Origin of the sequence: Pseudophaeobacter profundi, assembly GCF_029697505.1 — a bacterium.
GTDB classification, from domain to species: Bacteria; Pseudomonadota; Alphaproteobacteria; order Rhodobacterales; family Rhodobacteraceae; genus Pseudophaeobacter; species Pseudophaeobacter profundi.
This window is the reverse complement of sequence record NZ_JARJEF010000012.1, coordinates 98,148-121,221: the sequence shown is the minus strand read 5'-3', so window position 1 is coordinate 121,221 and position 23,074 is coordinate 98,148. Positions and strand designations below refer to the sequence as shown.

The following is a 23,074-nucleotide window of genomic DNA, read 5'->3' as shown; positions in this document are numbered from 1 at the left end:
AAACCTGACGCCCAGAGAATTTGCTGAGAAAAGAACGATGGACAAACTGGCCGCGTAGGGCCATCAAACCAACCCCAAGGACTCTCCGCTAGGTGGAGGAAACTTGGGGCTCAGGTCACCAGAACTGCACTGCTGACAACTGCCTCCGGATTTCATCGATCACAAACTCCACGGAGTTTTCATGTACAAACAAAAGAACGAGACTGCCTTCGAGACCGGGGAGCGCGGAATTGAGCAAACAGAGGAAGTTGAATAAACTGCATATATGAAACCTCTGTGTTGGATCTTGGCCTACCTTGTCGCTGCCACATTGCCGCTTATCTTATCGTGGTTGACGGGCGGACCACCCCGACCATTCCCCGAAGAACTTGCCTCTGGCCTTGGCATTTTGGCCTATTCGATAATCCTTATGGAGTTTGTCCTGTCTGGCCGCTTCAAGAGTGTTTCGAATAGCGTTGGCATGGATGTAACCATGCGGCTTCATCAGGTCATGGCGCGCACTGCCCTGAGTTTTGCCTTGCTACATCCCTTTCTCTACCAGGGTACGCTTTCGGGTGGTCAGCGTCCCTGGGACCTCACGCGGCAACTCACAATCACAACTGATTTTTCTGCTCTGTCCACAGGAGTTGCCGCCTATCTGCTTCTTCCAAGCCTTGTTCTTCTGGCAGTCGGACGGACGCAACTGGACTACAAATATGAGACTTGGCGCCTGATACACGGGATGAGCGCGCTCTTGATCGCGTTGCTTTTGTTGCATCACACGGTCTATGCGGGGCGATATGGATCGCAGCCTGCGATGACCTGGGTGTGGCTGGCAATGACGGGTGTTGCCGTTGGATCGCTGCTATATGTTTACCTGCTGGTGCCTCTCCGGGATAGAGTGCGCGCGTGGAAAGTGACCTCCGTCACCCAGTTGACGCCCAAACAATGGGAGGTGACGCTGAAGCCAGATGGCCATTCTGGCCTTCGTTATAAGGCTGGGCAATTTGCATGGCTGAATCTGGGGCACAGTTCATTCTCGATGAAAGAAAACCCATTCTCCATTTGCTCCGCACCGGGAGGCGGACCGGAAATATCCTTTATGATAAAAGAGCTTGGCGATTTCACACGAACCATTGGCCAGATAAAGGCCGGAACGGTCTCTTATGTTGACGGCCCTTATGGAACTCTTTCTGTTGACGGTCGCACCGAACCTGGGGTCGCTCTGATTGCAGGTGGCGTGGGGCTTGCACCGCTGCTGGGTATCCTCAGGCAAATGCGCCTGAGCGGCGATCCACGCAAGGTGAGGTTGGTCTATGGAAACCGGCTGGTTGATCAGATTGCCTATCGAGAGGAGTTAGGTGCACAGGACGTATATTATGTGCTGTCGGACCCCCCAGAAACCTGGCACGGAGAGACAGGCTTTATCGATGCTGCATTGATAAACCGCATTTTTTCAGATCAAGAGTTGCACGACTGGGTATTTGTAATGTGCGGCCCCACAATCATGATGGATACTGTTGAAGATCATCTGATTAAGAAGGGCACGCCCTCTCATCGCATTCTGACAGAGCGTTTCGACTATGATTAATCCGTTCAAACATGTGAGCCTGCGGCGACGGGTTGCTTTCACGGTCTGGGTTCTGAATATCGTACTCTGCTCGATCATTCTCGCTTTTGTACTGCGCTAATTCCTGCGCTTAGTCCTCTTTGCAGCAGGTGGCGCGGTTTGCAGCATCAGAAAAAGTGATCGTGCGAGAATGAAGGTCCGCTTTCGCTGGATGGCTAGAAAACTTTGCATAAGAAAGCCGATCACTGGCACCGTAATAGTTTGGCGAGAGTTCCGCCGCCAATCTCGCGACCAGCTTCCAGGCGCGCGGCAACACCAGTGCGATTCTTGCCGGACCGGGTTTGTTCCAACTTGGAAATGCCCTGCAAGGCCGTCAGGTGAATTCGAAAACCAATAATCCGCGGCATCATCCGCGTGATGTCTGGCTCAGGTATACGCGACAGCTGCCATGTTCCTTGAATGCGCTGCTCCGACAAGGTGACGATGCGCTCCATCAAAGCGCGCATCGGAGGTCCGTCAACCGGTTCAATCTCACCGCGGATATGTACCGACCTGTAGATCCATGTGGGCACATCTTCGTCTTCGACATACCAAGCCGGAGATACATATGCAGAGGGGCCATTGAAAACCGCCAGCACCTGCCCCGGCACCATCAGATCCTCTGCCTGCGGATTTATACGGGCGATATGGCCGATAAGGGTGCGACACGACGGATCTTCGGTTTCGAAGAACAGAGGCGTCTGAGTGGCCTCAGGTGTTTCCTTCCCCTGAGTGATCACAGTTGCAAAGGGGTACGCGCGAACCATTTGGCGCGCCTCATCTTCGTCGGCGGCGTATGGGCGCGGCACATAAGGCCGCGGTGTAAGTTGGGTCATATTGGAACCTTGATGTTAGGCAGTGCCCCGCAGGGCAACGAAGTGGCCGGGCGCTGTTTCCGCCAGATGATAAGGACCAGCATTGTCTCCACTGTCCTCGTAGAACGTCGTGTCGCTGTCGTGCCTGCCCAGTACCGGTTGGGTTTGGGCCAATTGCAGTCCCTCGGCGTCCTGTTCCAACCGCGGCGATGCCGACATCAGGCGCCGGGTGTAGGGGTGGCGCGGCGCTGCAAAAAGCTGCGCGGTCTCCCCTTGCTCCATGACCCTGCCCTTGTGCAACACGTACAGCCGGGCACAAAGCTGCTCGACGATGTGCAGGTCGTGGCTGATGAACAGGCAGGCAAATCCGAATTCACGCTGCAACGATTTCAAAAGCATCAAGATCTGCGCCTGAATGGTGACATCCAAGGCCGAGACGGGTTCGTCTGCGATGATCAGGTCCGGTCGACTGATCAGGGCGCGGGCAATGGCGACGCGCTGGCGCTGACCACCTGATAGCGCGTGTGGAAAGCGTGCGGCCATTGTACGGGGCAGCCCGACCGCCTCCAACATGTCGATCGCTCGCGCCTGTCGTTCAGCGGCAGATAGCCCCCGGTCATGGCGCAATCCTTCAGCGACGATACGGCCAACGCGCATGCGTGGGTTCAACGATGAAAAAGGGTCCTGAAAGACAAAGCGGATACGTTGACGAAGCCGACGCTCATTTGCGGCCGAGCAGTTCGCAAGGTCGATGCCATCAAAGGTCACACGGCCGACTTTCATCGGGGCCAGTTTTCCAATGGCCCGGCCAATTGTGCTTTTGCCGCTGCCGCTTTCACCAGCAAGACCTACAAATTCACCCGGCTGCACGCTCAAGGAGACATCCTTTACGGCGCGGTTCACAGTCTTTCCGAACAGGCCGAACATCTGCTTGTCGCTAAACTCCACCTGCAGCCCTTCAACTGACAGCAGTGGTGGACCTGAGGCTCCCTTCACTGGCTCAGGGGCTCCCAGCTGTGCTGCGGCCAGCAGCTTCTGTGTATAGGCATGTTGCGGGCAACCAAGAACGGCACGGGCGCTGCCTGCCTCCACCAGCACGCCCTTTTCCATCACCGCAATCTGTGCTGCATAGGCTGCCACAACGGCCAGATCATGCGAAATAAGGATCACCGCAGTCCCGTTGGCGCGGGCGACCTCTGCGATGATGTCCAACACCTCTCTTTGCACCACGGCATCCAGGGCAGTGGTTGGCTCGTCTGCGATCAGCAAGGCAGGTTTCAACATCATGACCGAGGCGATCATGATCCGCTGGCGCATTCCGCCGGAAAACTCGTGCGGGTAGCGGTTCATCAATTGCTCGGGGTTGTCCAATCGGACCTGCCGTAGCATTTCATGTGCTCGCTCCCGGATCTTGTCCTCGCTGAGATCCGTATGCGCGCGCATCGCCTCACACATTTGCTCGCCGATGCGCATATTGGGATTGAGAGAGGAGAGTGGCTCCTGAAAGATCAGGCCGATCTCCTTGCCGCGGAGCCGCCGCATTTGCGTGCTTGGTAAAGCGCCGGTCACCTCTTGGTTGCGAAAGGTGATGCGCCCACCGCTGACCCGGCCACCACCTGGCAGCAGCCCCATGATAGCGCGACCGATCATGCTCTTGCCGCTGCCGCTTTCCCCGACCAGGGCCAGAATCTCACCTGGTGCCACCGAGAGATCTACCCCTTTGACAACTGCCAGAGCGCCGAAGGAGATTTCGAGGTTCTGTATTGTCAGAACTTGGCCAGTATCAGTGCCACGTATCATATTAAATGACCTCCTTTGAGGGTGCTGACTTCGGATCGAGCTCGTCCCGCAGTGCATCACCCAGAAGGTTCACACCCAGGAGCGCAACCGAGATGCACAGACCTGGCAGCAGCCCCAACATCGGGTAACGCATCAGATGCGCCTTCGCTTCTGCCAAGATATTGCCCCAGCTGGGTTCCGGAGGCGGCACGCCAAGCCCCAGAAAGCTGAGCGCGCTTTCCGCCAGCAACACCCAGCCGAACATCATCGTGGTCAGCACAATCAACGGTGCAAGACAATTGGGCAGCACATGTACAATCAGCGTGTAAAGACGCGAATTCCCCATGGTGGCCGAAGCCTCGACAAATTCGGATTGGCTGACCGATAGAACCGAGCCGCGTACCACGCGCGTGATTGCGGGCAAGTAAGCTACTGATAGTGCAAGGATCACGCCGTATTTGTTTGCCCCGATCACCGCCATCAGACCCAGAGCGATGAGCAGGCCTGGAAAGGCCATCAACGCGTCCAAAATCATAATCAATATGCGGTCGAACCAGCCGCGGAAGTAGCCGGCTGCTGCTCCGAGAACCGTACCGAGCACGACCGGGAGCACCAGCGTACCAAGCCCGATCGACACAGAAACCCAAGCCCCGCGCATCAATCGCGACAGGATGTCCCGGCCAAACATGTCGGTGCCCAGAGGATGGGTTGCCGAGGCTTCGGCGAAGCGGTTCAGCAGATCCGATTTCAGCGGATCATGTGGCGTGTATACGCTGCCAAGCACGGCGATGAAAAAGACGATCCCCAGAAGGAACGCACCGGCCATCCCGTTGGCCTTGCCTAGAAGTCGTTTGGTGAAAGTCATGTCAGGCGCACCTTGGGATCGAAGAAGGAATAGGTGAGATCAATGGCAAGGTTGGTCAGCACATAAACGGCGGCAATGAACAACAGCGCCCCCTGCAGCACCGGGTAGTCACGGGCATAGATCGAGTCGACCAATAGCTTGCCGAGCCCTGGCAGGGTGAAGACCGTTTCGGTCACGGCGGCGCCAGCCAGTAGCCCCGCGAGCATGATGCCCACCATTGTCAGCGTCGGCGCAAAGGCATTTGGAAACACATGCCGCCACAGCACTTTGCGCTCGGTGAGGCCTTTGGCGCGTGCATGAGTGATGTAGTCCTTGCCCATCACCTCAAGGCTCCCTGCGCGCATCATCCGGGTCAGTACCGCGATCTCCGAAAGTGCCAGCGAGGTTACTGGCAAGATCAGATACATCATGCCGCGGCCAAGATCGTCACTGACAGAAACAAACCCGACAGTCGGTAGCCAGCCCAGGATCGCGCCAAATAGCACCAATAGCATCAGCCCCACCCAAAAGCCGGGCATTGAAAGCTTCAGAATGGTGAGCAGCACAATGGCATAATCCGTGCGGGTATTGTGCCGATGTGCGGCCAGCAGGCCTGCCGGTATCGACACCAGGAGTGCCGAAACAATTGCGAGCAGGACAACTGTTGCCGTTACGCTGAAGCGCTGTATCAACAGAGAGGACACCTCTTGCCCGGTCATGATCGAGGTGCCGAGGTTGCCCGAGAAAACCTCGCGCAACCATGCCAGGAATTGCACCGGTACTGGCTGGTCGAGTCCCAGTTGCGCCCGCATTTGCGCCAGCGACGCCTCGTCATCGATATTGCCACCGAGCATCATCAACGCCGGATCACCGGGGAGCGCCCGCACGAGCGTGAAAATGATCACTGCTACGATCGCAAAGGTGGGGATCGACATCAGAACCCGCTTAAGGATGAATGTCAGCATGGTTGCTTTCTCCTGCGGCTGATCAGCCGTCCACCGTAAGCATCCAGCCGCGCAACAGACCTGCCCCCCAGTTTTCAAACCCGCCAATTTTGTCTGACATGCCGGTGAACAAAGTCCTGTGGCCAAGGCCGATGGCGGGGACCTCTTCGACAAAGCCGTTGTGCAGTTTGTCGATCACCCCCTGCAGTGCTTCAGGGTCACCTACGCGCAAGGATTCATTCACAAGTCCGACTGCCTCACCGGTTTTCCAGGCCTTGCGTTCCGCATCACCGGTGAACATTTCGAAACTGAGACCCGCATGTAGGCGCGGCGAAAAGGTGAAGCTTTGCATCTGATAGCCGGTGCCATTGCGATATGCTTCCAGCTGGGTGCCCCATTCGACCACTTCCAGTTTGGCGTTCAGGCCAGCATCCATCATCATCGCCTGTGCCATCAGTGCGCGTTCGTAATAGGCGCCGTTTCGACGGGTGGCGAGAATGACGATTTCTTCGCCATCGTACTCCGCCTCCTCAAGCAGTGCCTTGGCTTTGTCGACGTTGTACTCTGGATATTGCGCCTGCACGTCGGTGTAATTGGCCGACATCGGTGGAACCGGCGAGGGTGACGCTGTGCCGAACCCTTCGGTGATCGCCGCCATAATGCGTTGCGGGTCGATAGCATGCGCGATGGCCCGGCGAATGCGTACATCCGACAGCAGCGGATCGTCAGAATTCAGAAGATAGGTATCCCAAACCGCAGATGCAGTGGCGTCCACTGTAAAGCGTGGCTGCCCGCGCAACTCCGACGCGGTCATCGCATCGATGGTCACCAGATCCAGATCACCAGCCTGTAGGGCGGTTTTTGATACCGCACCTTCGCCGACGATTTCCCATCGCAACGTATCAACGCTGGCGTGTTTGCCGCCGCCATACCCATTGGGCTGCCCGTCGCGGCTGGAGTAGCCCGCAAAGCGATTGAGTTCCACATAGCGGCCTGGCGCATGATCACCCATCCGATACGGCCCAGTTCCCAGTGGGGTGTTCCAGCTGCCATCGGAATTGACCGAGTCTGGATGCAGAACCGCCATCGAGCCGCAATCAAAACGTGCCATGGTGGCAAGGAACACCGCATAGGGTTCTTCAAGCGTGATCACAAAGGAATAGTCATCAACCGCCTTCGCCGAGGTTACTTTTATGTTGTTCTGTCCATTAAAGAAATTTTTGCAGTGCGACTCCGATGCATCGCCTGCCAACCGGTTCCAAGACCATTCAACGTCCTGCGCCGTCATCTCTTCGCCGTTGTGAAACTTCACGCCCTGGCGCAAGGCAAAGGTGTAGGTGCGTCCATCTTCAGAGATTTCATAGCTCTCTGCCAACATCGGAATGATGCTGAAATCGTCAGCGTAGGTCACCAGCCCTTCGACGATATGGCCGTGTACCTGATCCGTATTCCCATCGCGGGTTACACCGGGGTTGGTGCCGCGAATATCTGCGTTCAGCGCCATGCGCACGACGCTTTCGGCCATCGCAGGCAGAACGTTGCCGAATGTCAGCCCTGTCGCCAGAACAGCGGTTTTCAATACCTTGCTTCGATGCATCATGATTGTTTTCCCTGTTGTTCAGTTTAATTTTCTCCGCCCATCAGTGCAGGCGGTAGCTGTTGGTCTTGCTGTTGGCATAGGGCAACTGGCGCACCCGCAGTTCCCCTGCCCCTGCATCCATCAGAACCATCGCAACGGTGGCTGAGAGATACGCGTTGGTTTCGTCCTCATTGCCTTCCGGCGTACGAATAATCCCACGAGGCGCGCCAAAACGGTCATCCAATACTTGCGCCAGGCTCGACAGCCCGTGCTTGTGCCCGGCCCCCTCGATCAACCGACGCAGACGCCGATCTCGAAACAGGGTATCCGCGCCCCGCGCGATGCCTTTGTCTCGCTCACGTGAGCGGGCACTTGCGGTGACGAAATGGTTGGAATGGGTCAGGCACAGACCATCTGGCGCTTGCCAGTAGATCTCATCTGGGGTGGTTTCGAAATTCAGGCAATCGCCACTCTGGGCACAGCTAATGGTCATGTTGTTCGAAACGGTGCGCGGCAGGCGGTAAAGTTCTGTAAGCGCCTGCGAATACCCGCCGGCCTCCAGCACCCGGCGCCGGATCACCGAAAGAGGCACCCCGAATGGCCGTTTGCCATCCTGTCCGCTGACCAGATTATTGCCGGTTATGGCCACGCCCTGATCATTGAACCCCGCGCGGGCAAGGCCGCCAGCCTCCACATAGGTCAGGATGTCAGGATGACGTTCCGAGTGAATACGCAGAACCACCGTGCTGTCGGCGCAATCCGGCAACCAATCCCAGTTTTGCACATGCAATAGGCGCCCGTTTGCACTCAGTTCCGGCAATACCACTGCGGCTGTACATCCGTCATCAAGTGAAGCTGTGTCCTCGGGGCGCTGCGCATGTAGATTGATGATCTCGCTGCGACCGTTGACAACAAGCACCTCCTCCAACAGCACACCGGAGCCATCGGCGATGCCGCGCAATTCGTCCATCGCATCCGGCACTTTCGGGGCCAGAGCCTCCCGCAGCTTCGCTGCATATGTAAGAACGCTGTCCCAACCAAGCCCGTGCTGGCGGAACAAGTCCTGATAGACGCCCAGCCCGTGGCGCAGCTGCACATCGGCCTGCTGCCCGTACGACCGGCCGCGCTCATAGGCGGGGCCTTCGATTTCCACCAATTTCGGTGCCGCAACCATCAACGTACACCCGGCGCAGGCAAACGATCCTTCAGGACATCTGTGAAGAAACGCTCAACATACGGAAAAACACCGGTCATGTCGTGTGGCACACCAGGCGCGGTATCATGCCAGACGTCTATGCCTCGTGCTTGCATGGTTTCACGCAGGCTGTGCAGACGATCATTGCGATTGCGCCCTGCGCTGTTGGCACCGGGCAGGAACTTCGGTGAATCCTCAGGGAAGGTTATTTCCCATTCTTCCGTATCGAGCGCACCAACGCTCATATGTACTTTGACCTGCTTGAGCGCCTGAAAGTCTATGCCACGTCCAAAAACCTCTTGGAAATTTCGGATACCTGGCCACCAATCCAGGGTTTCATCCAGCAATGTCACCGACCCCGGAGCACCGATAGACACAGCCTTGAGCCGGTTTGGATGCAAATAGAGGAAACGGTGCGTGAAATGGCCTCCGCCAGAGAAGCCGAACAGCATAAATTTCTTAAACTGACGATTAATCAGCTCCCCGGCTTGCTCCACCATTGCCAGCAGCACTTCGTCATAACGGATATCGTGCTCGACCATGTATTTATAGCCACCCGCCTCCATGTCTCCCCGCACTCCGACCGGAAAGAGTGGCGCGAGGACCACGCAGTTATTGAAACGACCAAAGCCTGAAAACGCACCGCGATAAAGCGATTGCAACCGCATGGTGCCATGAACAGAGACCAGTAAATCCAGTTCACGGTCAGGCTCATCCCAGGCGCTCTGCGGAATGTAGAGCATGAAAGAAAACCGCGGGTCATGACGGCAGGCAATGATTGTGGTCTCTCCGGTCAGATAAAGCGCGCGGGCGCGTTCCTGCGGACTGTCCTGCAAACGTGGCAGCATATCTAAGGTCTCCTGAACACTTGTTGGCTGGAGGTTAGCCGGCGTCTTTTTTGGAGTCAAAATATTTTTTTATTTTGGCGCCAATTATGATTGCGATATTGAAACACTTCATTTTTCTGCTTATCCTGCTTCGAAACACAGCAAAGGGCTCGCCACAAAAGATGCCAGAGAACAAAGACAAAGCCGGATCAAAACTCGGGCCGGACGAGATCTCGCAACGGATCATGGCGGACATCAACACTGGTGTCCTTCGACGAGGTGAATGGCTGAAGCAAATCGATCTGGAGCGGCGCTATGGCTGCACAAGGGTCAAAGTGCGCGATGCGCTAACTTATCTGCACTCCAAACGATTGGTGGAACACATTCAGAACCGCGGCTACCGGGTTCCAGATCCCAATCCGGTGCGCGAGAAACAAATTGGTGAGGTTCGTGCCCTGCTCGAATCCCATGTCGCTGCGGATGTGCTCGAACAAGCAACTCCAGAAGACGTCATTCGCCTACGGGAACTGGCAGAAGCTTTCAGAGACGCTGCCTACAACGGCACCTCATTTTCGCAAATCGAGGCAAATTACGCTTTCCATTCTATGCTTTATGGATTTTGCCGCAATGAAGTTATGCGCGAGTTGATACTGGATCTGCGTCAACTGGGACCGGCCGCACCGGTCGGTCAATGGCAAACTGTGGCCCAGCTACAGCGCGCCACGCAGGACCACTTTGATATCGTTGATGCTATCGAACAGCACGATCTCACGCTTCTTCGCAGGCGCATTGCCGCCCATATTTCCGGCGAAACTCAGCCAAGTGAGAACAGTCATGACGCTTGACCCAGATTTGAGCCGGATGCTCGAGCGCGGGCGCGCCGCCGGCGGGCCTCCGCTACAGGACATGCCCGTTGAAGACGCCCGTTCAGCCATGCGGGACATGTTCCTCGCAAATGGCTACCCCATTCGTCATTCGATGGACCTTCGCCACCTCACTGTTCAGGAATGTGGAGGTAGCTTTAGCATCGATATCTACCGCCCTTCGGACATGGATGGTCTCTTGCCCGCGATCATCTACTTCCACGGCGGCGGTTTCGTTCTTGGTGACGCGGCTGCTTACGACACCCATTCGCGAGCACTTGCACATCTGCTCGGTGCCCAAGTCATCTTTGTGGGGTATCGCCTCGCTCCTGAGCACCGCTTTCCTGCTGCTCTTGAGGATGCGCGAGGTGCAATAGACTGGCTCTCAGACAGATTTCCTGACTTGGGCATCGATCCAAATCGAATGCTCTTGATGGGAGAAAGTGCTGGTGGGAACCTTGCGGTAAACGCAGCGCTATATGCCCGCGCCCAGGGAAAGATATCCTTTTGTGGTCTTACTCTTATTTACCCAGTGACAGACATGCGCCCGTTCACGGGCGGTGGTGCGATGTCGGGATCGCTTGAGACCTACGCCCGTGGCGTAAATCTCGACATGTCGGAAATGCAATGGTTCTGTGAAACCTATTTAAACACACCATCCGAGGGCAGCCTGCCTGAAAACGCTCTTCCCACCCACCCTGACCTCGCTGGGCTGCCTCCCACCCAAATTTATACTGCGGAATGCGACCCGTTGAGGGATATGGGAATGGATTTTGCGCTTCACCTAACAGAGCGCGGCGTTCGAGCGAAAGCGGAGTGCCTGCCAGGGATGCTTCATAGTTTTATGTGTCACGGCAACATCTCACCTCGTGCACTCCGGCAATTTTTCCGCATTGTCGAAGATATCGCCACGCAAATCGACTGACGAATTTAGGGTCAGAATTCATATCCAATAGATTACGGCGGCGGCCAGAGCGATGACTGATTGGAAGACCTTGGGGCAGCGATCATAGCGTGTCGCCACACGCCGCCAGTCCGAGAGCCTGCCGAACAATGGTATCGATGCGATTGCGTCGGGTGTATCGGCGCTTGTCGTACCCCACAGTCGCCTTGCGGTGCTTTCGGCTTGGGAGCTGAGGTAGGATGCATTGATTTCCGCCGCGGCGCGTGTTTCACGACTTCGAAAATGGAGCAGTGACATGAGCAATCTCTTCTGGCAGCCCGATTGCGACATTCACAGCCGGTGCAGAAAAGACCCTGCTACAGATGCGAATTCGATGGTTCGTTGGTCTCCATTCAAAGCAGTGCCTCCACAGAGGAGCTATCTGAGGGGGAATGTCCGGCCTGACGGGCTGATCAGCGAGGGCGTGATGGTATTCTCCGACCGCTCGTTTCCTTTCAATCGCTGCAATATCAGGGCGTCTGCCCAATACAGATGGTTCAGGGTGGCTGCAATCGATTGGAAATGCGCCCAGATCCTTGTGTCATGCCACTTCGGTGAGCCTGTCAGCAGCAGTTACCAATGAGAGGTTCTGCCACGTATTGTAGCGAGACATGAGGCGTGGTGCGGATACAAAAAACCCGGCCACTGGGACCGGGTTTTCTAAGTCAGATACAGTGATCCTTGTTCGATCAGTGCAGCTTGTCATTGACGTCTGTGATGGCCGCGTCGATCAGCTTGTTGGCTTCGGTCGCGGTCATCTGCTTGGCGATCACTTGATCGGCGGCAGCAACAGCGATTGCAATCGCCTGATCACGCACTTCTTTCACAGCCGAGGCTTCGGCAGAAGCGATCTGCTCTTCCGCAGCAACGAGACGACGAGCGATGGAGATTTCCAGGTCCGCCTTGGCCTCTTCGGCCGCCGCAGCGGCATCATCACGGGCCGCAGCCACGATACGATCGGCCTGGGCCTGAACTTCCTGCTGCTTGCGCTCATAAGAAGCCAGAATGGTCTGGGCTTCTTCACGCAGGGCGCGGGCGTCGTTCAGCTCTTTCTGGATACCGTCAGCACGGGCGTCCAGCTGGCCACCCAGCAGGGTAGGTACTTTGACAAAGAGCAGAATGCCAACAAACAGAAGGAAGCCAAGCAGCACAACAAAGTTGGTGTTGCTCATCGACAGGAAAGGACCAGAGGCTGCGAAAGCCGGGCTGGTGGCCCCAAGGGTGAGGGCAATTGCAAGAACTGTGCGCATGTCCTTATCCTTTCATCCGGTCGGCAACCGCAGTGGCGATTGCTTTTTCATCCGCTTTGCCACCCAGCGCTGTTACCAGAGCTTCGGCGGTATCTGCGGCCACAAGTTTCACGCTTTCCAGCGCGCCAGCCTTGATTTCACCGATGGCCTTTTCAGACTCGGCGGTCTTGGCAGCAATCTGTTCGTCCGCTTTGGCAATCGCTTCGTCCAGGCCAACCTGGATTTCGGCGCGTGTTTCTGCGGCGATACGCTGGGCTTCAGCGCGGGCATCTGCCAGCGCCTTGTTATATGCGTCTTCGGCCTCAACTGCTTTGGCTTTCAGATCTTCCGCCGCAGCAAGGTCGTTGGTGATGGTCCCCTGACGCTCTGCCAGAACCGCAGCAATGCGGGGCAGCGCGACACGCGACAAAATAAGATAGATCGCGACCAGCGCGATAGCCAGCCAGAAGATCTGGTTCCCGAAGGTCGAGAAATCCAGCTGCGGCATGCCCGGAGCAGAGCCGTGCGCGGCCTCGGCGGCGCCGTGAGCTGCGTCTTGCGTATTAGATGCCATGTCGTCCTCCTAGGGAACTTGCCGTTACATCGGGCGGCAGGCCATTGGGCCTACCGCCCGACCGTAAGGATAAAGTGTCCTAAGGTCTTAGACTGCGAACATCAGCAGCAGAGCAACCAGGAACGAGAAGATGCCCAGGGCTTCTGCAAAGGCGATGCCGATGAACAGAGTAGCTGTCTGGCCGGCGGCTGCCGATGGGTTGCGCAGAGCGCCTGCCAGGAAGTTGCCGGCTACGTGGCCAACACCGATTGCGGCTGCGCCGGAACCAATTGCTGCCAGGCCTGCGCCGATGAACTGACCGAGTTGTGCGATATCGCCTTCCATGGGTATTCTCCTTACGATGGAATGTGGTGATTTGGGATCTCGCTGACCCGGGATCGGATCAGCGGGGAACGTGTTGGATCTAGACCTTAGTGGCTCGGATGCAGGGCATCTTTCAGATACACGCAGGTCAGGATGGTAAAGACATAGGCCTGGATAAAGGCCACCAGAACTTCGAGAGCGTAGACCGCGGTGATGGCAAAGATCGGCAGGAAGCTGAACAGCCCCAGAGCGCCTGCAAAACCTGCAAAAACCTTCAGAACCGCGTGGCCCGCCATCACGTTGCCAGCCAGACGAATGCTGTGGCTCACGGGGCGTACGAAGTAGGAAATCAGCTCGATAATGGCCAGGATGGGGCGCAGCGCCAAAGGCGCGCTGGAAACCCAGAAGAGGCCAAGGAAACCGGCGCCATTTTTGACAAAGCCAACGATGGTGACGGTCAGGAACACCAGGCCCGCCAGGATCGCAGTGACAGCGATATGCGAGGTGGTGGTAAAGGACATCGGGATCAGGCCCAGGAAGTTGGCCATCAGGATGAACATGAACAGGGTCATGATATAGGGGAAGAACTTGACGCCGTCTTTGCCGGCAACGTCTTCAACCATCTTGTAGATGAACCCGTAGGTCAGTTCTGCAACCGACTGGGCGCGGCCAGGCACGATAGCGCGGCGAGAAGAGCCCACAACCATCAAGAGGAAGACGCAGACAACAGCCAGGGCCAGCCAGAGAGTGACGTTGGTGATTGCAAAGGTGCCCACCGCACCGCCGGTCAGCGAGGCCACGTTGAACTGATCCATCGGGTGGATCGCCAGAGCCGCGTGCTCGGGTGCAAAAATCACGCCCGACACCAGTACCAGTGCCAATGCTACGTAAAAGAACAGCTTGCCCATCGTTCCGCTTCTCCTGTCGTCGAGATGTGATCGTGTGGATCAGTCCCGAGCCTCTTCATTTTCAGTGGCCTCTTCGGCCAGTTTCTTTTCCTGGATTTCCTGCGCGGTGCGAAGCATTACCTTCACGCCTGCGGCAAGTCCCAGCAGTATAAACAGCACCATAAAGATAGGCAGGGTCCCAAAAAGCCGGTCCAGCCCGTATCCGATGCCAAAGCCGATCCCAAGACCGACCACCAATTCTATCACCATCCGCCAGGCCTGATTGGCCATCGAATAATGTTCATCCACGCGCGGCTTGGGCTCTTGGGCCTTACGCGCCGCAGCCAGCTTTGCCTCCAGCTGCGCCATGCGCTGCTTTTGGTCATCATCTGTCACGGGCGCCATCCTCACGCGATTTCTATGGCAGGTGCTAAGGCCCTTGGGCGTCAGAGTCAATTGTTCAAGCACCGCAAGATAATTTTACGCAACACACTGTAATTAAACAAGTTTCACATCAACTCCCATTCCAGTCAATCGACCGGGGCTTCGCCATGCGCAGGTTTTGCAGGGTTTTCCCTTATTCAACCAAATGGTTTATTTAGAAATCCCCCCCAGCGCCGAACCTGCCGACAGGTCAGCGCGTCTTTCCTTCGCAGGAATTGCAGTCTAGGGTCGCATCAGATGTCCAGCGAACTTGATACTGCCTTTGCCGCCCTCGCCGATCCGACCCGTCGGCGCATCCTCACCATGTTGTTAGAGGATGATATGGCCGTGACCGATGTCGCAGAACCGTTTGAAATATCACTGGCCGCAATTTCCAAGCACCTGAGCATTCTGACACGGGCCGGGCTGATCGCGCAGGAAAAGCGCGGACGGGTGAAATGGTGCAAGCTACAGCCAGACGCCCTGCGGGCGGCCTCGGTCTGGATGCAGGGGTTTGGCCAGTTTGAACCGGTCAACCTGGAGGCCTTTGAACGGTTTCTGGAAGCCGAGCTGGACAGGCCCGCCGAAACCTGCCCACCCAGCACTTTCCCTCCTGCGGCACAGTAAGGCCAGGCCGAGAAGATCAGGCCGGGAAGATCAGGCTGCCATCATGCCCTGACGCGGCTGCCTGGCTTGGCGGCATCTTCCAGCAGCAGCACCAGGGCCATGACCGTCAGTGCGATCCCCACCAGCACCAGCCCGCGCGGTGCCGGATTGCCCAGCGCCACCTGCCAGATGATCACCCAGCTTGGCGTCAGGTAGGTATAGGCCATCACCTTGGTGGCCGGCAGGTGCAGGCTGGCAAATTGCAGCAAGACAAAGGTCACCGCACTGGCAAAGATCGCCACATAGAACAGGCCCACCCAGACCAGCAGCGGCAGATTTGCCCAATCGGTGGCCCAGATATCACCCCAGCCCACCACCAAGAGCAGCAGCGCGCCCGCAACCAGGGTACCAAAAGTAAAACCAATTGCTGACTCGCCCCGGTTCATCCGGCGCACCAACGGCGTATAGATGGCATGTGCCACGCAGCCGACAAAATAGATTGCCTCTCCGCGGCCAATATCAAAGGCCCGCAGCGCCGCCAAATCGGCGCGAAAGATCACCCAGAGCGCCCCAGCCGCCCCAATACACAGCGCCAGCGCCATGCGCGGTGACGTCACCTGTCGCAGCAGCAGATACCCAAAGACACCGCTGAGCACCGGTGTCAGGGTGAAAACGGCAGAGGCGCTGACAGGATCTGCTGTTTGCAGCCCGTAAAACATCAGCACAAAATAACTGGCAAAAAATGCCCCCAATACCAGATAGCGCCAAGGCGCCTGGTAATAGCTGCCCCTGATTTGCCCGGTCAGGCCGGCCACCGCACCAATCACCACCGCTGCAATGACAAACCGCACCGCATTCAGCGCCATGGGGGCAATATCATTGGCGATAAGCCCGCCAAGAGAAAACGACCCCGCCACCAAGATCGAGAACAGCAGCATCGCGCCATGGGCGCGCTGCGCCGGGGTCATGCCTCCCACTCCTTCGCCCGCTCTTTCAAGAAACTCAAAAAGCTCTGGACCTTGTTGGTGCGATGCAGATCGACATGGGTCACCAGCCAGATACTGCCCGCCCATTCGGCCCGTGGCTCCATCATCTTTACCAGGTCAGGATGGCGCGAGGCCTCCCACATGGACATAAAGCCGATCCCGGCGCCCGCCATCACCGCCTCGTTCATCGCAACCCCATCGGAACAGCGAAAGGAAATGGTCTCTTCGGTGGTGTGCTCGCGCAGCCATTTGCTAAACGGTGCCCGACTATCGGCATTGTCAGCCCCCACAAACTGATGATTCTTGAGGTCCTCGATCCCGTCCAACATGCCGTGCTGGTCCACATAGCTTTGCGCTGCAAACAGGCCGACCCGCTGCTTCAGGAAAGGTTGCACCACATTGTCGGGCTGATCCGGCGCATTGCCGGCCCGCAGCGCAACGTGAGCCTCGCCATACTCCAGCCGGAACAGGCGCTCGCCCGTCAGGTAGCGAACTACCAGGCCGGGGTGCATCTGCTGAAACTCGCTCAGCACCGGCACCAATAGATGCGACATCGACGACAGCGACGTCACCACCAATTCGCCAGAAACCTCGTCCCCCTGCCCCTTGAGCCGCCCGACCAGCTGGCTGAACTGATCATCGGTGGCCTGCGCCACACGCAACAGATCCTGCCCGGATTCCGTCGGGGTATAGCCACGCGCATGCCGCTGGAACAGCTTGACCCCCAATCGCGCCTCGATCGCATCAATATGCCGGATCACCGTCGCATGGTGTACGCCGAGAACCTCTGCCGCGCCGCTGACCGTCCCCATGCGAGCCACTTGATAGGCCGTTCGCACCTCATCCCAATTTTCCATTCAAATGCCCTCGCTGCTCTACCTGTACCCTGCTGCGCCTGCACCCTACTGCCGCCCTGCCAAGCTGTTGCGCCAACAAAGTATGCGCAAATACGCACATCTAAAGTGCTTGTATCGCGGTTGTGTTCATATTTGCTATAGCCCATTTACTCAGCAGACGAAACATAAAATGGGAAACTCGGCCATGACCTCCACTGTTCTGCATATCGATTCCTCTGCCCGCGCCGAAAACTCGGTCACCCGCTCGCTGAGCGCTGAAATCACCGCGCAGCTCTCGCCTGCTCAAGTGATCCGCCGCGATCTGGCAACACCACTGCCGCTGCTGGACGAGGCCTGGGTCAACGCGAACTTCACCCCTGCTGATCAGCGCACGCCAGAACAACAGGCGCTACTGGCACAGTCAGACAGCCTGATTGACGAATTGAAACAGGCCGACACCGTTGTCATTGGCACACCGATCTACAACTTCTCGGTACCCTCGACGCTCAAGGCCTGGATCGATCTGGTCGCCCGCGTCGGCGTCACATTTCGCTACAGTGAAACCGGCCCCGAGGGGCTGCTGACCGGCAAGCGCGCCATCATCGCGGTGGCCTCTGGCGGGACGCAGGCCGGGTCGGACATCGACTTTGCCACGACATATCTGCGCCATGTGCTGGGCTTCATTGGCATCACCGAGGTCGAGCTGGTCGCTGCTGACCAACTGGCCCAGGATGCCGACGGCTCGATGGCGCGAGCCAAGTCAGCCATTGCTGCGCTCGCCGCCTAAGACCGCAACACCTCCTCCAAGCGCGGGCCGCCATCCAAACACAGGATGGCGGCCCCTTGCCATTTGCTGGACAGCCTGCCCGCAGCGCCTGCCTAGATCCAATTCACTGTGCAGCCAAGCCGCTGCATGAAAGCCAGTAAATCAGTGCATGGCATCGCAACGGTGCGATCATTGACCAAAGGGTGCATATGGATCACATCCGCCGTTTGCGCTGCGGTATCCATGTAAAAGCGCACATCATTTTCCACCCCGGTAATCATCGCCAAAGGGCTGACAGCGCCGGGCAGGATCCCCAGCATCTGCATCAGCCGATCCGCAGACCCAAAGCTGAGCCCCGGCGCACCGATCTCCTGGCCCAGTGCCTTGAGGTCCACCACCCGGTCCTGCTCTACCGAAATCAGGTAATTGCGCTTCTTGCGATCACGCAGATAGAGGTTTTTGATCTTGAGGCTGGCAACGCCGGGCTGGACCATTTCGGCCTCAACCTGTTTGGCTTCGGCCACAGTGCGCAGGGGAATGTGGCTGAACAGGCGATACTGCACCCCCCAGTCTGCCAACTGCGCCAAGAGCGCATCCGAGCTGATCGGCAGCGCTGCTTCGCTGGTGTCGTCTGAACCTGTCGCTGCGGTGTCTGTCGCTGCGGTCATAAAGGGGGCCTCCGTTTGCGGCGTCGCATCGGGCGCAGATCACGCGGAAATCACCACAGATGCAAGAGGGATTGGCACGCCTGCCCCCACATGCCCCGTCCCGCCGCCAATTGCAGAGGCAAAGCCCCGCCACCAGACCAGCCACCATTCAACCACCCGTCACCCGTTACGCCAGCGCAAGCCCCCTAGCCTCTTCATAGTGATCAAAGGCGGTCTCAAACCAGGCGGTGCCGCGGGTGGCACGGGCCAGGCTTTGGCTCAATGCTTCCTGTGCTGTCAGGGGGAGCAGGGCCTCAAATATATCCCAGCCAGCCGCGCCCTGCTCTGGCGCAAAGCCCAAAAGCTGCCCCTTGAGGTTATTCACCACCGGCACCAGCCCGCCGGTAAACACAGAGGGCGCGTGAATCGTGACCTTCATAATCGGTTGCAGCAGCACAAGTCCCGCCTGCGCCAGGGCAGCCCGCGTGGCCATTTTCCCCGCCGTACGAAAGGCAAAGTCGGAACTGTCCACCGCGTGATGCTTGCCATCCGTCAAACAGATCGCAAGATCCACCACCGGGCGCCCATTGACGCCCTCACGCAGGGCCTCCCGCGCGCCGGCCTCGACGGCGGGAATATAGGCCTTTGGCACGGTGCCGCCCTTGATGCGATCGCTGAAACTAATGCCACCACCGCGTGGCAAGGGGCAGATTTCGATGCGCACATCGGCAAATTGTCCCGCACCCCCGGATTGTTTGCGATGCCGATAGGGGAGTTCCACCCGACGCGATATCGTCTCGCACAGGGCTGGTGGCACCAGCTCGCTAAGCGCCTCGACGCCGAATTCGCTTTCCAGTGTGGCCAGAACCCGGCGCAGATGCAGTGGCCCCTGCAAATTCAGCACAACCCGCCCCGAGACCGCATCCTGTTCGACCTTTAGCGCCGGGTCGATCTCTTCCAGTCGGGCCAGGGCAGTGGACAGGCGGGCTTCATCCCGCTCCTGCACCGGGATCAGCAAGCGGCGATAGGTCGAAGGGCGCGGCTGCGCCCAGTCCGGCAGCGCAGTGCTGCCCTCGGCGGAATAGCAGTACCCAAGGTTGAGATGATCAGACTTTACCGCCTGGCCCAAATCGCCGGGTTGTAAATCGGCCCGTGCAGATCCGCGCCCTCGGCCTTTTGTCCCGCTTTTTTCTCTGTCCTTTCCGAAGCCGCTGCCAGCGCCGCCCCCTGCCGCGATCTCGGCCAAGCCGCCCAGGACATGCCCGCCCAGAGGTGCACCATGATGGTATGCGCGCCCACCGTTGTGCACAGCCGCTGGATCGCGCTTGTGATCATCAGGCGAATTGTCGGCCTGGCCGTCGTCCAGCATGCGCAGCACAACGGTCTTGCCCAGATGCCGCACTTGATCGGCCATACAGCCAACGGCCAGAACCTGCCCCATATCCGCCAGCCGAGACCGGGTAGCTGCCACCGGAGGAGCTTCGTGGCGCAGGGATTTCATCAAGCGCCAGACGCCATTGCCATGCTCTGCCGCGCCCAACAGGGCGGGAAAGAGATCGCCATGTTGTAAGACCCGGCGGGCGACATCATAGGCTTCTTCTGCCAGAACCTGCTGATCCTCGATCAACTCTGTCAGGATATGATCGTCGTAATCCGCCAGCGCCTCCAGCATCTCACCACGCGCCTCTTGTTCGCGCTGCTGCATGTGTTTGGGTAACTCGATCAAGGCCGAAGGCTGTCCTTCGATATACTTCCAGGCCCGTTCCGAAATCAAATCCACCGCGCCAACCACCTGCCCCGCCTCGCGAATCGGCACCTGGCGCAGGATGATGGCGTGATTGCAATAGGTCTGCAGCGCCGCAACGATTTCGGCCACCCGTGCCGAGGCCTCATCAATGCGGTTGATAAACAAAAAGACCGGAATCCCCGCCTCTTCCAACCGGCGCAGATAGGGGGCGGACAGCACCGCAGCCTCTGGGTCGGCAGGCACACAGAGCACCGCCGCATCGCTGGCCGCCAGCGCCGGGCCTGCCTGGTTCAGATTTTCCACCCCGCCAGAGATATCAATGGCTGCCCAGTCTTCTGCCATGAAGGTGAAGGAGACCATGGCCGCCACCTCTGTGGTTTCATGTACCTTGCACAGGGTTCCTTCCAGATCCGCCAATGCCCGCGTCAGCGTGGACTTACCCGATTGTGATGGACCTAGAATGGTGACAACGCGCATGACTTTGGACCTTTCCTCGGCTGGGGCTGCCCTGAACGGGCCCGCGCCCCCAGATGCCGGGGGCCTGTGACTGCCTGACTAGATGACGTCGAATGCGCCAACGCCACACCCGACTGCGCCCGCAGACGGCAAACGGTGGCAAAAGTCGCGTTCGACCTTGCGTTGCCTCGCCTGTAGCTATCCTGCACCCGTGACAGCCCATGTCATTGCGATCTCTGATACGTCTGAGATCGCTGCGCCGGTAAGATCCAGCACGCGAAACACGCGGGGTGAATCAGCGGGGCTATGCCCCGATGGTGGCTAAGCACCCCCTTACCTGTCAAGCGCCATAAAGGTGCCCTTGCGGGATTGTCGCGCGGGGGGGCACCTCTGGATTGCGAGGTTGCACCATTCCTGCCCCTGCTGGCCCTGTCATCTGCGCCCTGGCTGCCAAACCGCGCTGCTCCACCCTGTTGACTCCGCCCGTCAATCATCGTAACGCATGGCCAATATCCGGAAGCCAGTCGAGTCTTCCGGTCCCTGACATGTCAGGGATCGCCCTCCACCAGCGTGTTACGCCCGTGGGGGCAATTCTGTTTGGATTGCTCTCGCATTGACACGCCGCCTAGGGGCAATTGCGCATGGGCGGCCCGCTCATTACATAGGGGCTGTCTGGTTTTATCGTCGGCAAAGGAGGCCGTAAGCCATGTTTGAAAATCTATCCGAACGGCTTTCCGGGGTCTTTGACCGGCTGACCAAACAGGGTGCCCTGTCTGAAGAAGATGTCAAAACCGCCCTGCGCGAAGTGCGTGTTGCCCTGCTAGAGGCCGATGTTTCGCTGCCGGTGGCGCGTGATTTTGTCAAGAAAGTCCAGGAACAGGCCACGGGCCAATCGGTGACCAAATCGGTGACACCGGGCCAGCAGGTTGTGAAAATCGTCCATGACGCGTTGGTTGATGTACTGCGCGGCGATGCAGATCTTGGCACGCTCAAGGTGGACAGCCCGCCTGCGCCGATCCTGATGGTGGGCCTGCAGGGCTCTGGTAAGACCACCACCACCGGTAAACTGGCCAAACGGCTGAAGGAAAAAGACGGCAAGCGCGTGCTCATGGCCTCGCTCGATGTTTATCGCCCGGCGGCGATGGATCAGTTGGCGGTGCTGGGTGCGCAGATTGGCGTCGACACCCTACCCATCGTGCCCGGCCAGCAGCCGGTAGATATCGCCAAGCGCGCCAAGCAGCAGGCGGCTCTGGGCGGCTATGACGTCTATATGCTGGATACCGCTGGCCGGTTGCATATCGACGAAACCCTGATGCAAGAGGTCGAAGACGTCCGCAATGTGGTGAGCCCCCGCGAAACCCTGCTGGTGGTCGATGGGCTGACCGGCCAGGTCGCGGTTGAGGTCGCCGAGGAATTTGACGCCAAGATCGGCATCTCCGGCGTGGTGCTCACCCGGATGGATGGCGACGGGCGCGGCGGTGCCGCGCTGTCGATGCGCGCGGTGACCGGCAAGCCGATCCGCTTTGTCGGCCTTGGCGAAAAAATGGACGCCATCGAAACCTTCGAACCCGAACGGGTCGCAGGCCGCATCCTTGGCATGGGCGACATCGTGGCGCTGGTCGAAAAGGCCCAGGAAACCATCGAGGCCGAACAGGCCGAACGCATGATGAAGCGCATGATGAAGGGTCATTTCAACATGAATGACCTGAAGATGCAGCTGGAACAGATGCTGCAGATGGGCGGCATGGAAGGCATGATGTCGATGATGCCCGGCATGGGAAAAATGGCCAAACAGGTGCAGGACGCAGGCATGGACGACAAGGTGGTCAAACGCCAGATCGCCATGATCCAGTCGATGACCAAGAAAGAGCGCGCCAACCCCGCGCTGCTGCAGGCCAGCCGCAAGAAACGCATTGTCGCCGGCGCTGGCATGCAGGTTTCCGACCTCAACAAGCTTCTGAAAATGCACCGACAGATGTCGGACATGATGAAGAAGATGGGCAAGATGGGCAAAGGCAAGATGCTGAAGCAGGCCATGAAAGGCATGCTCGGCAAAGGCGGCGGCATGGGCGATATGGCGGGCATGGACCCCAGCCAAATGGACCCCAAGGCGCTGGAAGCGGCGGCCAAAGCCATGGGCGGCGGCAAGGGAATGCCCGGTGGCCTGCCCGGGCTTGGTGGCCTCGGCGGCATGGGGCTGCCCGGCGGGCTCTCTGGCTTTGGCAAAAAGAAATAAC

At 58.3% G+C, this 23,074-nt stretch carries 22 protein-coding genes and 1 pseudogene; 6 read left to right on the top strand and 17 right to left on the bottom strand.

Annotated elements, in window-relative coordinates; translation table 11 throughout:
* Window positions 1-265 precede the first annotated feature (265 nt).
* A complete protein-coding gene (locus P2081_RS17130) occupies window positions 266-1,570 on the top strand; it encodes a ferredoxin reductase family protein (protein WP_278924086.1) in 1,305 nt (434 codons plus the stop codon).
* A gap of 221 nt (window positions 1,571-1,791) precedes the next feature.
* Here the strand turns inward: P2081_RS17130 and P2081_RS17125 are convergent, their stop codons facing one another.
* Genes P2081_RS17125 through P2081_RS17095 form a run of 7 tightly spaced genes read right to left on the bottom strand, consistent with a single transcriptional unit; the run spans window position 1,792 to window position 9,592 of the window.
* Entirely contained in the window at window positions 1,792-2,424 is a 633-nt protein-coding gene (locus tag P2081_RS17125; protein WP_278924085.1) for an FMN-binding negative transcriptional regulator, read from the bottom strand.
* Between the two features lie 15 nt (window positions 2,425-2,439).
* Window positions 2,440-4,203, bottom strand: coding sequence for an ABC transporter ATP-binding protein (locus P2081_RS17120; protein WP_278924084.1), 1,764 nt, complete (start codon window positions 4,201-4,203; stop codon window positions 2,440-2,442).
* Between the two features lies 1 nt (window position 4,204).
* Window positions 4,205-5,047, bottom strand: coding sequence for an ABC transporter permease (locus P2081_RS17115; RefSeq protein WP_278924083.1), 843 nt, complete (start codon window positions 5,045-5,047; stop codon window positions 4,205-4,207).
* Entirely contained in the window at window positions 5,044-5,991 is a 948-nt protein-coding gene (locus P2081_RS17110) for an ABC transporter permease (RefSeq protein WP_278924082.1), read from the bottom strand. Before P2081_RS17110 ends, P2081_RS17115 begins: the two co-directional genes overlap by 4 nt.
* A 22-nt stretch (window positions 5,992-6,013) precedes the next feature.
* Window positions 6,014-7,570 carry an ABC transporter substrate-binding protein gene (locus P2081_RS17105; protein WP_278924081.1) on the bottom strand — a complete coding sequence of 519 codons (1,557 nt, stop codon included), beginning with the start codon at window positions 7,568-7,570 and terminating at the stop codon, window positions 6,014-6,016.
* A 40-nt stretch (window positions 7,571-7,610) separates the two neighbouring features.
* On the bottom strand, window positions 7,611-8,723 hold the full coding sequence (locus tag P2081_RS17100; protein ID WP_278924080.1) for a C45 family autoproteolytic acyltransferase/hydrolase: 1,113 nt from the start codon (window positions 8,721-8,723) through the stop codon (window positions 7,611-7,613).
* Window positions 8,723-9,592, bottom strand: coding sequence for an alpha/beta hydrolase (locus tag P2081_RS17095; protein ID WP_278924079.1), 870 nt, complete (start codon window positions 9,590-9,592; stop codon window positions 8,723-8,725). The genes P2081_RS17100 and P2081_RS17095 overlap by 1 nt, the downstream gene beginning before the upstream one ends.
* Before the next feature lie 86 nt (window positions 9,593-9,678).
* On the opposite strand from P2081_RS17095, the gene P2081_RS17090 reads away from it, so the two are divergent.
* The gene (locus P2081_RS17090) at window positions 9,679-10,416 is read left to right on the top strand and encodes a GntR family transcriptional regulator (RefSeq protein WP_278924078.1); all 738 of its coding nucleotides are present in this window, start codon (window positions 9,679-9,681) and stop codon (window positions 10,414-10,416) included.
* The gene (locus tag P2081_RS17085) at window positions 10,406-11,359 is read left to right on the top strand and encodes an alpha/beta hydrolase (RefSeq protein ID WP_278924077.1); all 954 of its coding nucleotides are present in this window, start codon (window positions 10,406-10,408) and stop codon (window positions 11,357-11,359) included. Before P2081_RS17090 ends, P2081_RS17085 begins: the two co-directional genes overlap by 11 nt.
* A gap of 18 nt (window positions 11,360-11,377) precedes the next feature.
* Here the strand turns inward: P2081_RS17085 and P2081_RS17080 are convergent.
* From P2081_RS17080 to P2081_RS17055, 6 genes and pseudogenes are all read right to left on the bottom strand, one after another.
* Window positions 11,378-11,567, bottom strand: a pseudogene (locus P2081_RS17080) (transposase); the annotation flags it as partial.
* Between the two features lie 499 nt (window positions 11,568-12,066).
* Window positions 12,067-12,627: a F0F1 ATP synthase subunit B gene (locus tag P2081_RS17075; protein WP_278924076.1), complete on the bottom strand. Its 561-nt coding sequence runs from the start codon at window positions 12,625-12,627 to the stop codon at window positions 12,067-12,069.
* A gap of 4 nt (window positions 12,628-12,631) precedes the next feature.
* Window positions 12,632-13,180: a F0F1 ATP synthase subunit B' gene (locus P2081_RS17070; RefSeq protein WP_278924075.1), complete on the bottom strand. Its 549-nt coding sequence runs from the start codon at window positions 13,178-13,180 to the stop codon at window positions 12,632-12,634.
* 87 nt (window positions 13,181-13,267) lie between these two features.
* Entirely contained in the window at window positions 13,268-13,504 is a 237-nt protein-coding gene (locus tag P2081_RS17065; RefSeq protein WP_008205040.1) for a F0F1 ATP synthase subunit C, read from the bottom strand.
* A gap of 86 nt (window positions 13,505-13,590) precedes the next feature.
* Complete coding sequence (locus P2081_RS17060; RefSeq protein WP_278924074.1) at window positions 13,591-14,391, bottom strand: F0F1 ATP synthase subunit A; 801 nt, start codon at window positions 14,389-14,391, stop codon at window positions 13,591-13,593.
* 39 nt (window positions 14,392-14,430) lie between these two features.
* Window positions 14,431-14,775, bottom strand: coding sequence for an AtpZ/AtpI family protein (locus P2081_RS17055; protein ID WP_417701642.1), 345 nt, complete (start codon window positions 14,773-14,775; stop codon window positions 14,431-14,433).
* A gap of 276 nt (window positions 14,776-15,051) precedes the next feature.
* Here P2081_RS17055 and P2081_RS17050 point away from each other — a divergent pair, with 276 nt between their 5' ends.
* On the top strand, window positions 15,052-15,420 hold the full coding sequence (locus P2081_RS17050; RefSeq protein ID WP_278924072.1) for an ArsR/SmtB family transcription factor: 369 nt from the start codon (window positions 15,052-15,054) through the stop codon (window positions 15,418-15,420).
* A 41-nt stretch (window positions 15,421-15,461) separates the two neighbouring features.
* Here P2081_RS17050 and P2081_RS17045 read toward each other — a convergent pair whose 3' ends face one another.
* The gene (locus P2081_RS17045) at window positions 15,462-16,367 is read right to left on the bottom strand and encodes a DMT family transporter (protein WP_278924071.1); all 906 of its coding nucleotides are present in this window, start codon (window positions 16,365-16,367) and stop codon (window positions 15,462-15,464) included.
* Entirely contained in the window at window positions 16,364-17,242 is an 879-nt protein-coding gene (locus tag P2081_RS17040) for a LysR family transcriptional regulator (protein ID WP_278924070.1), read from the bottom strand. Before P2081_RS17040 ends, P2081_RS17045 begins: the two co-directional genes overlap by 4 nt.
* A 184-nt stretch (window positions 17,243-17,426) precedes the next feature.
* On the opposite strand from P2081_RS17040, the gene P2081_RS17035 reads away from it, so the two are divergent.
* Window positions 17,427-18,008 carry an FMN-dependent NADH-azoreductase gene (locus tag P2081_RS17035; protein WP_278924069.1) on the top strand — a complete coding sequence of 194 codons (582 nt, stop codon included), beginning with the start codon at window positions 17,427-17,429 and terminating at the stop codon, window positions 18,006-18,008.
* Window positions 18,009-18,100: 92 nt separating this feature from the next.
* On the opposite strand, the gene P2081_RS17030 is transcribed toward P2081_RS17035, so the two are convergent.
* Window positions 18,101-18,655, bottom strand: a complete 555-nt coding sequence (locus P2081_RS17030; protein ID WP_278924068.1) for a prolyl-tRNA synthetase associated domain-containing protein — start codon at window positions 18,653-18,655, stop codon at window positions 18,101-18,103.
* 166 nt (window positions 18,656-18,821) lie between these two features.
* Window positions 18,822-20,858, bottom strand: a complete 2,037-nt coding sequence (locus tag P2081_RS17025; RefSeq protein WP_278924067.1) for a GTP-binding protein — start codon at window positions 20,856-20,858, stop codon at window positions 18,822-18,824.
* Between the two features lie 685 nt (window positions 20,859-21,543).
* On the opposite strand from P2081_RS17025, the gene ffh reads away from it, so the two are divergent.
* A complete protein-coding gene (ffh, locus tag P2081_RS17020; RefSeq protein WP_278924066.1) occupies window positions 21,544-23,073 on the top strand; it encodes a signal recognition particle protein in 1,530 nt (509 codons plus the stop codon).
* Window position 23,074 lies beyond the last annotated feature (1 nt).

Excerpts from the sequence above, each read along its gene's own strand:
- P2081_RS17130 (WP_278924086.1), top strand. The coding sequence starts at position 266 with ATGAAACCTCTGTGTTGGATCTTGGCCTACCTTGTCGCTGCCACATTG.
- P2081_RS17125 (WP_278924085.1), bottom strand. The coding sequence starts at position 2,424 with ATGACCCAACTTACACCGCGGCCTTATGTGCCGCGCCCATACGCCGCC.
- P2081_RS17120 (WP_278924084.1), bottom strand. The coding sequence starts at position 4,203 with ATGATACGTGGCACTGATACTGGCCAAGTTCTGACAATACAGAACCTC.
- P2081_RS17115 (WP_278924083.1), bottom strand. The coding sequence starts at position 5,047 with ATGACTTTCACCAAACGACTTCTAGGCAAGGCCAACGGGATGGCCGGT.
- P2081_RS17110 (WP_278924082.1), bottom strand. The coding sequence starts at position 5,991 with ATGCTGACATTCATCCTTAAGCGGGTTCTGATGTCGATCCCCACCTTT.
- P2081_RS17105 (WP_278924081.1), bottom strand. The coding sequence starts at position 7,570 with ATGATGCATCGAAGCAAGGTATTGAAAACCGCTGTTCTGGCGACAGGG.
- P2081_RS17100 (WP_278924080.1), bottom strand. The coding sequence starts at position 8,723 with ATGGTTGCGGCACCGAAATTGGTGGAAATCGAAGGCCCCGCCTATGAG.
- P2081_RS17095 (WP_278924079.1), bottom strand. The coding sequence starts at position 9,592 with ATGCTGCCACGTTTGCAGGACAGTCCGCAGGAACGCGCCCGCGCGCTT.
- P2081_RS17090 (WP_278924078.1), top strand. The coding sequence starts at position 9,679 with ATGATTGCGATATTGAAACACTTCATTTTTCTGCTTATCCTGCTTCGA.
- P2081_RS17085 (WP_278924077.1), top strand. The coding sequence starts at position 10,406 with ATGACGCTTGACCCAGATTTGAGCCGGATGCTCGAGCGCGGGCGCGCC.
- P2081_RS17075 (WP_278924076.1), bottom strand. The coding sequence starts at position 12,627 with ATGCGCACAGTTCTTGCAATTGCCCTCACCCTTGGGGCCACCAGCCCG.
- P2081_RS17070 (WP_278924075.1), bottom strand. The coding sequence starts at position 13,180 with ATGGCATCTAATACGCAAGACGCAGCTCACGGCGCCGCCGAGGCCGCG.
- P2081_RS17065 (WP_008205040.1), bottom strand. The coding sequence starts at position 13,504 with ATGGAAGGCGATATCGCACAACTCGGTCAGTTCATCGGCGCAGGCCTG.
- P2081_RS17060 (WP_278924074.1), bottom strand. The coding sequence starts at position 14,391 with ATGGGCAAGCTGTTCTTTTACGTAGCATTGGCACTGGTACTGGTGTCG.
- P2081_RS17055 (WP_417701642.1), bottom strand. The coding sequence starts at position 14,775 with ATGGCGCCCGTGACAGATGATGACCAAAAGCAGCGCATGGCGCAGCTG.
- P2081_RS17050 (WP_278924072.1), top strand. The coding sequence starts at position 15,052 with ATGTCCAGCGAACTTGATACTGCCTTTGCCGCCCTCGCCGATCCGACC.
- P2081_RS17045 (WP_278924071.1), bottom strand. The coding sequence starts at position 16,367 with ATGACCCCGGCGCAGCGCGCCCATGGCGCGATGCTGCTGTTCTCGATC.
- P2081_RS17040 (WP_278924070.1), bottom strand. The coding sequence starts at position 17,242 with ATGGAAAATTGGGATGAGGTGCGAACGGCCTATCAAGTGGCTCGCATG.
- P2081_RS17035 (WP_278924069.1), top strand. The coding sequence starts at position 17,427 with ATGACCTCCACTGTTCTGCATATCGATTCCTCTGCCCGCGCCGAAAAC.
- P2081_RS17030 (WP_278924068.1), bottom strand. The coding sequence starts at position 18,655 with ATGACCGCAGCGACAGACACCGCAGCGACAGGTTCAGACGACACCAGC.
- P2081_RS17025 (WP_278924067.1), bottom strand. The coding sequence starts at position 20,858 with ATGCGCGTTGTCACCATTCTAGGTCCATCACAATCGGGTAAGTCCACG.
- ffh (WP_278924066.1), top strand. The coding sequence starts at position 21,544 with ATGTTTGAAAATCTATCCGAACGGCTTTCCGGGGTCTTTGACCGGCTG.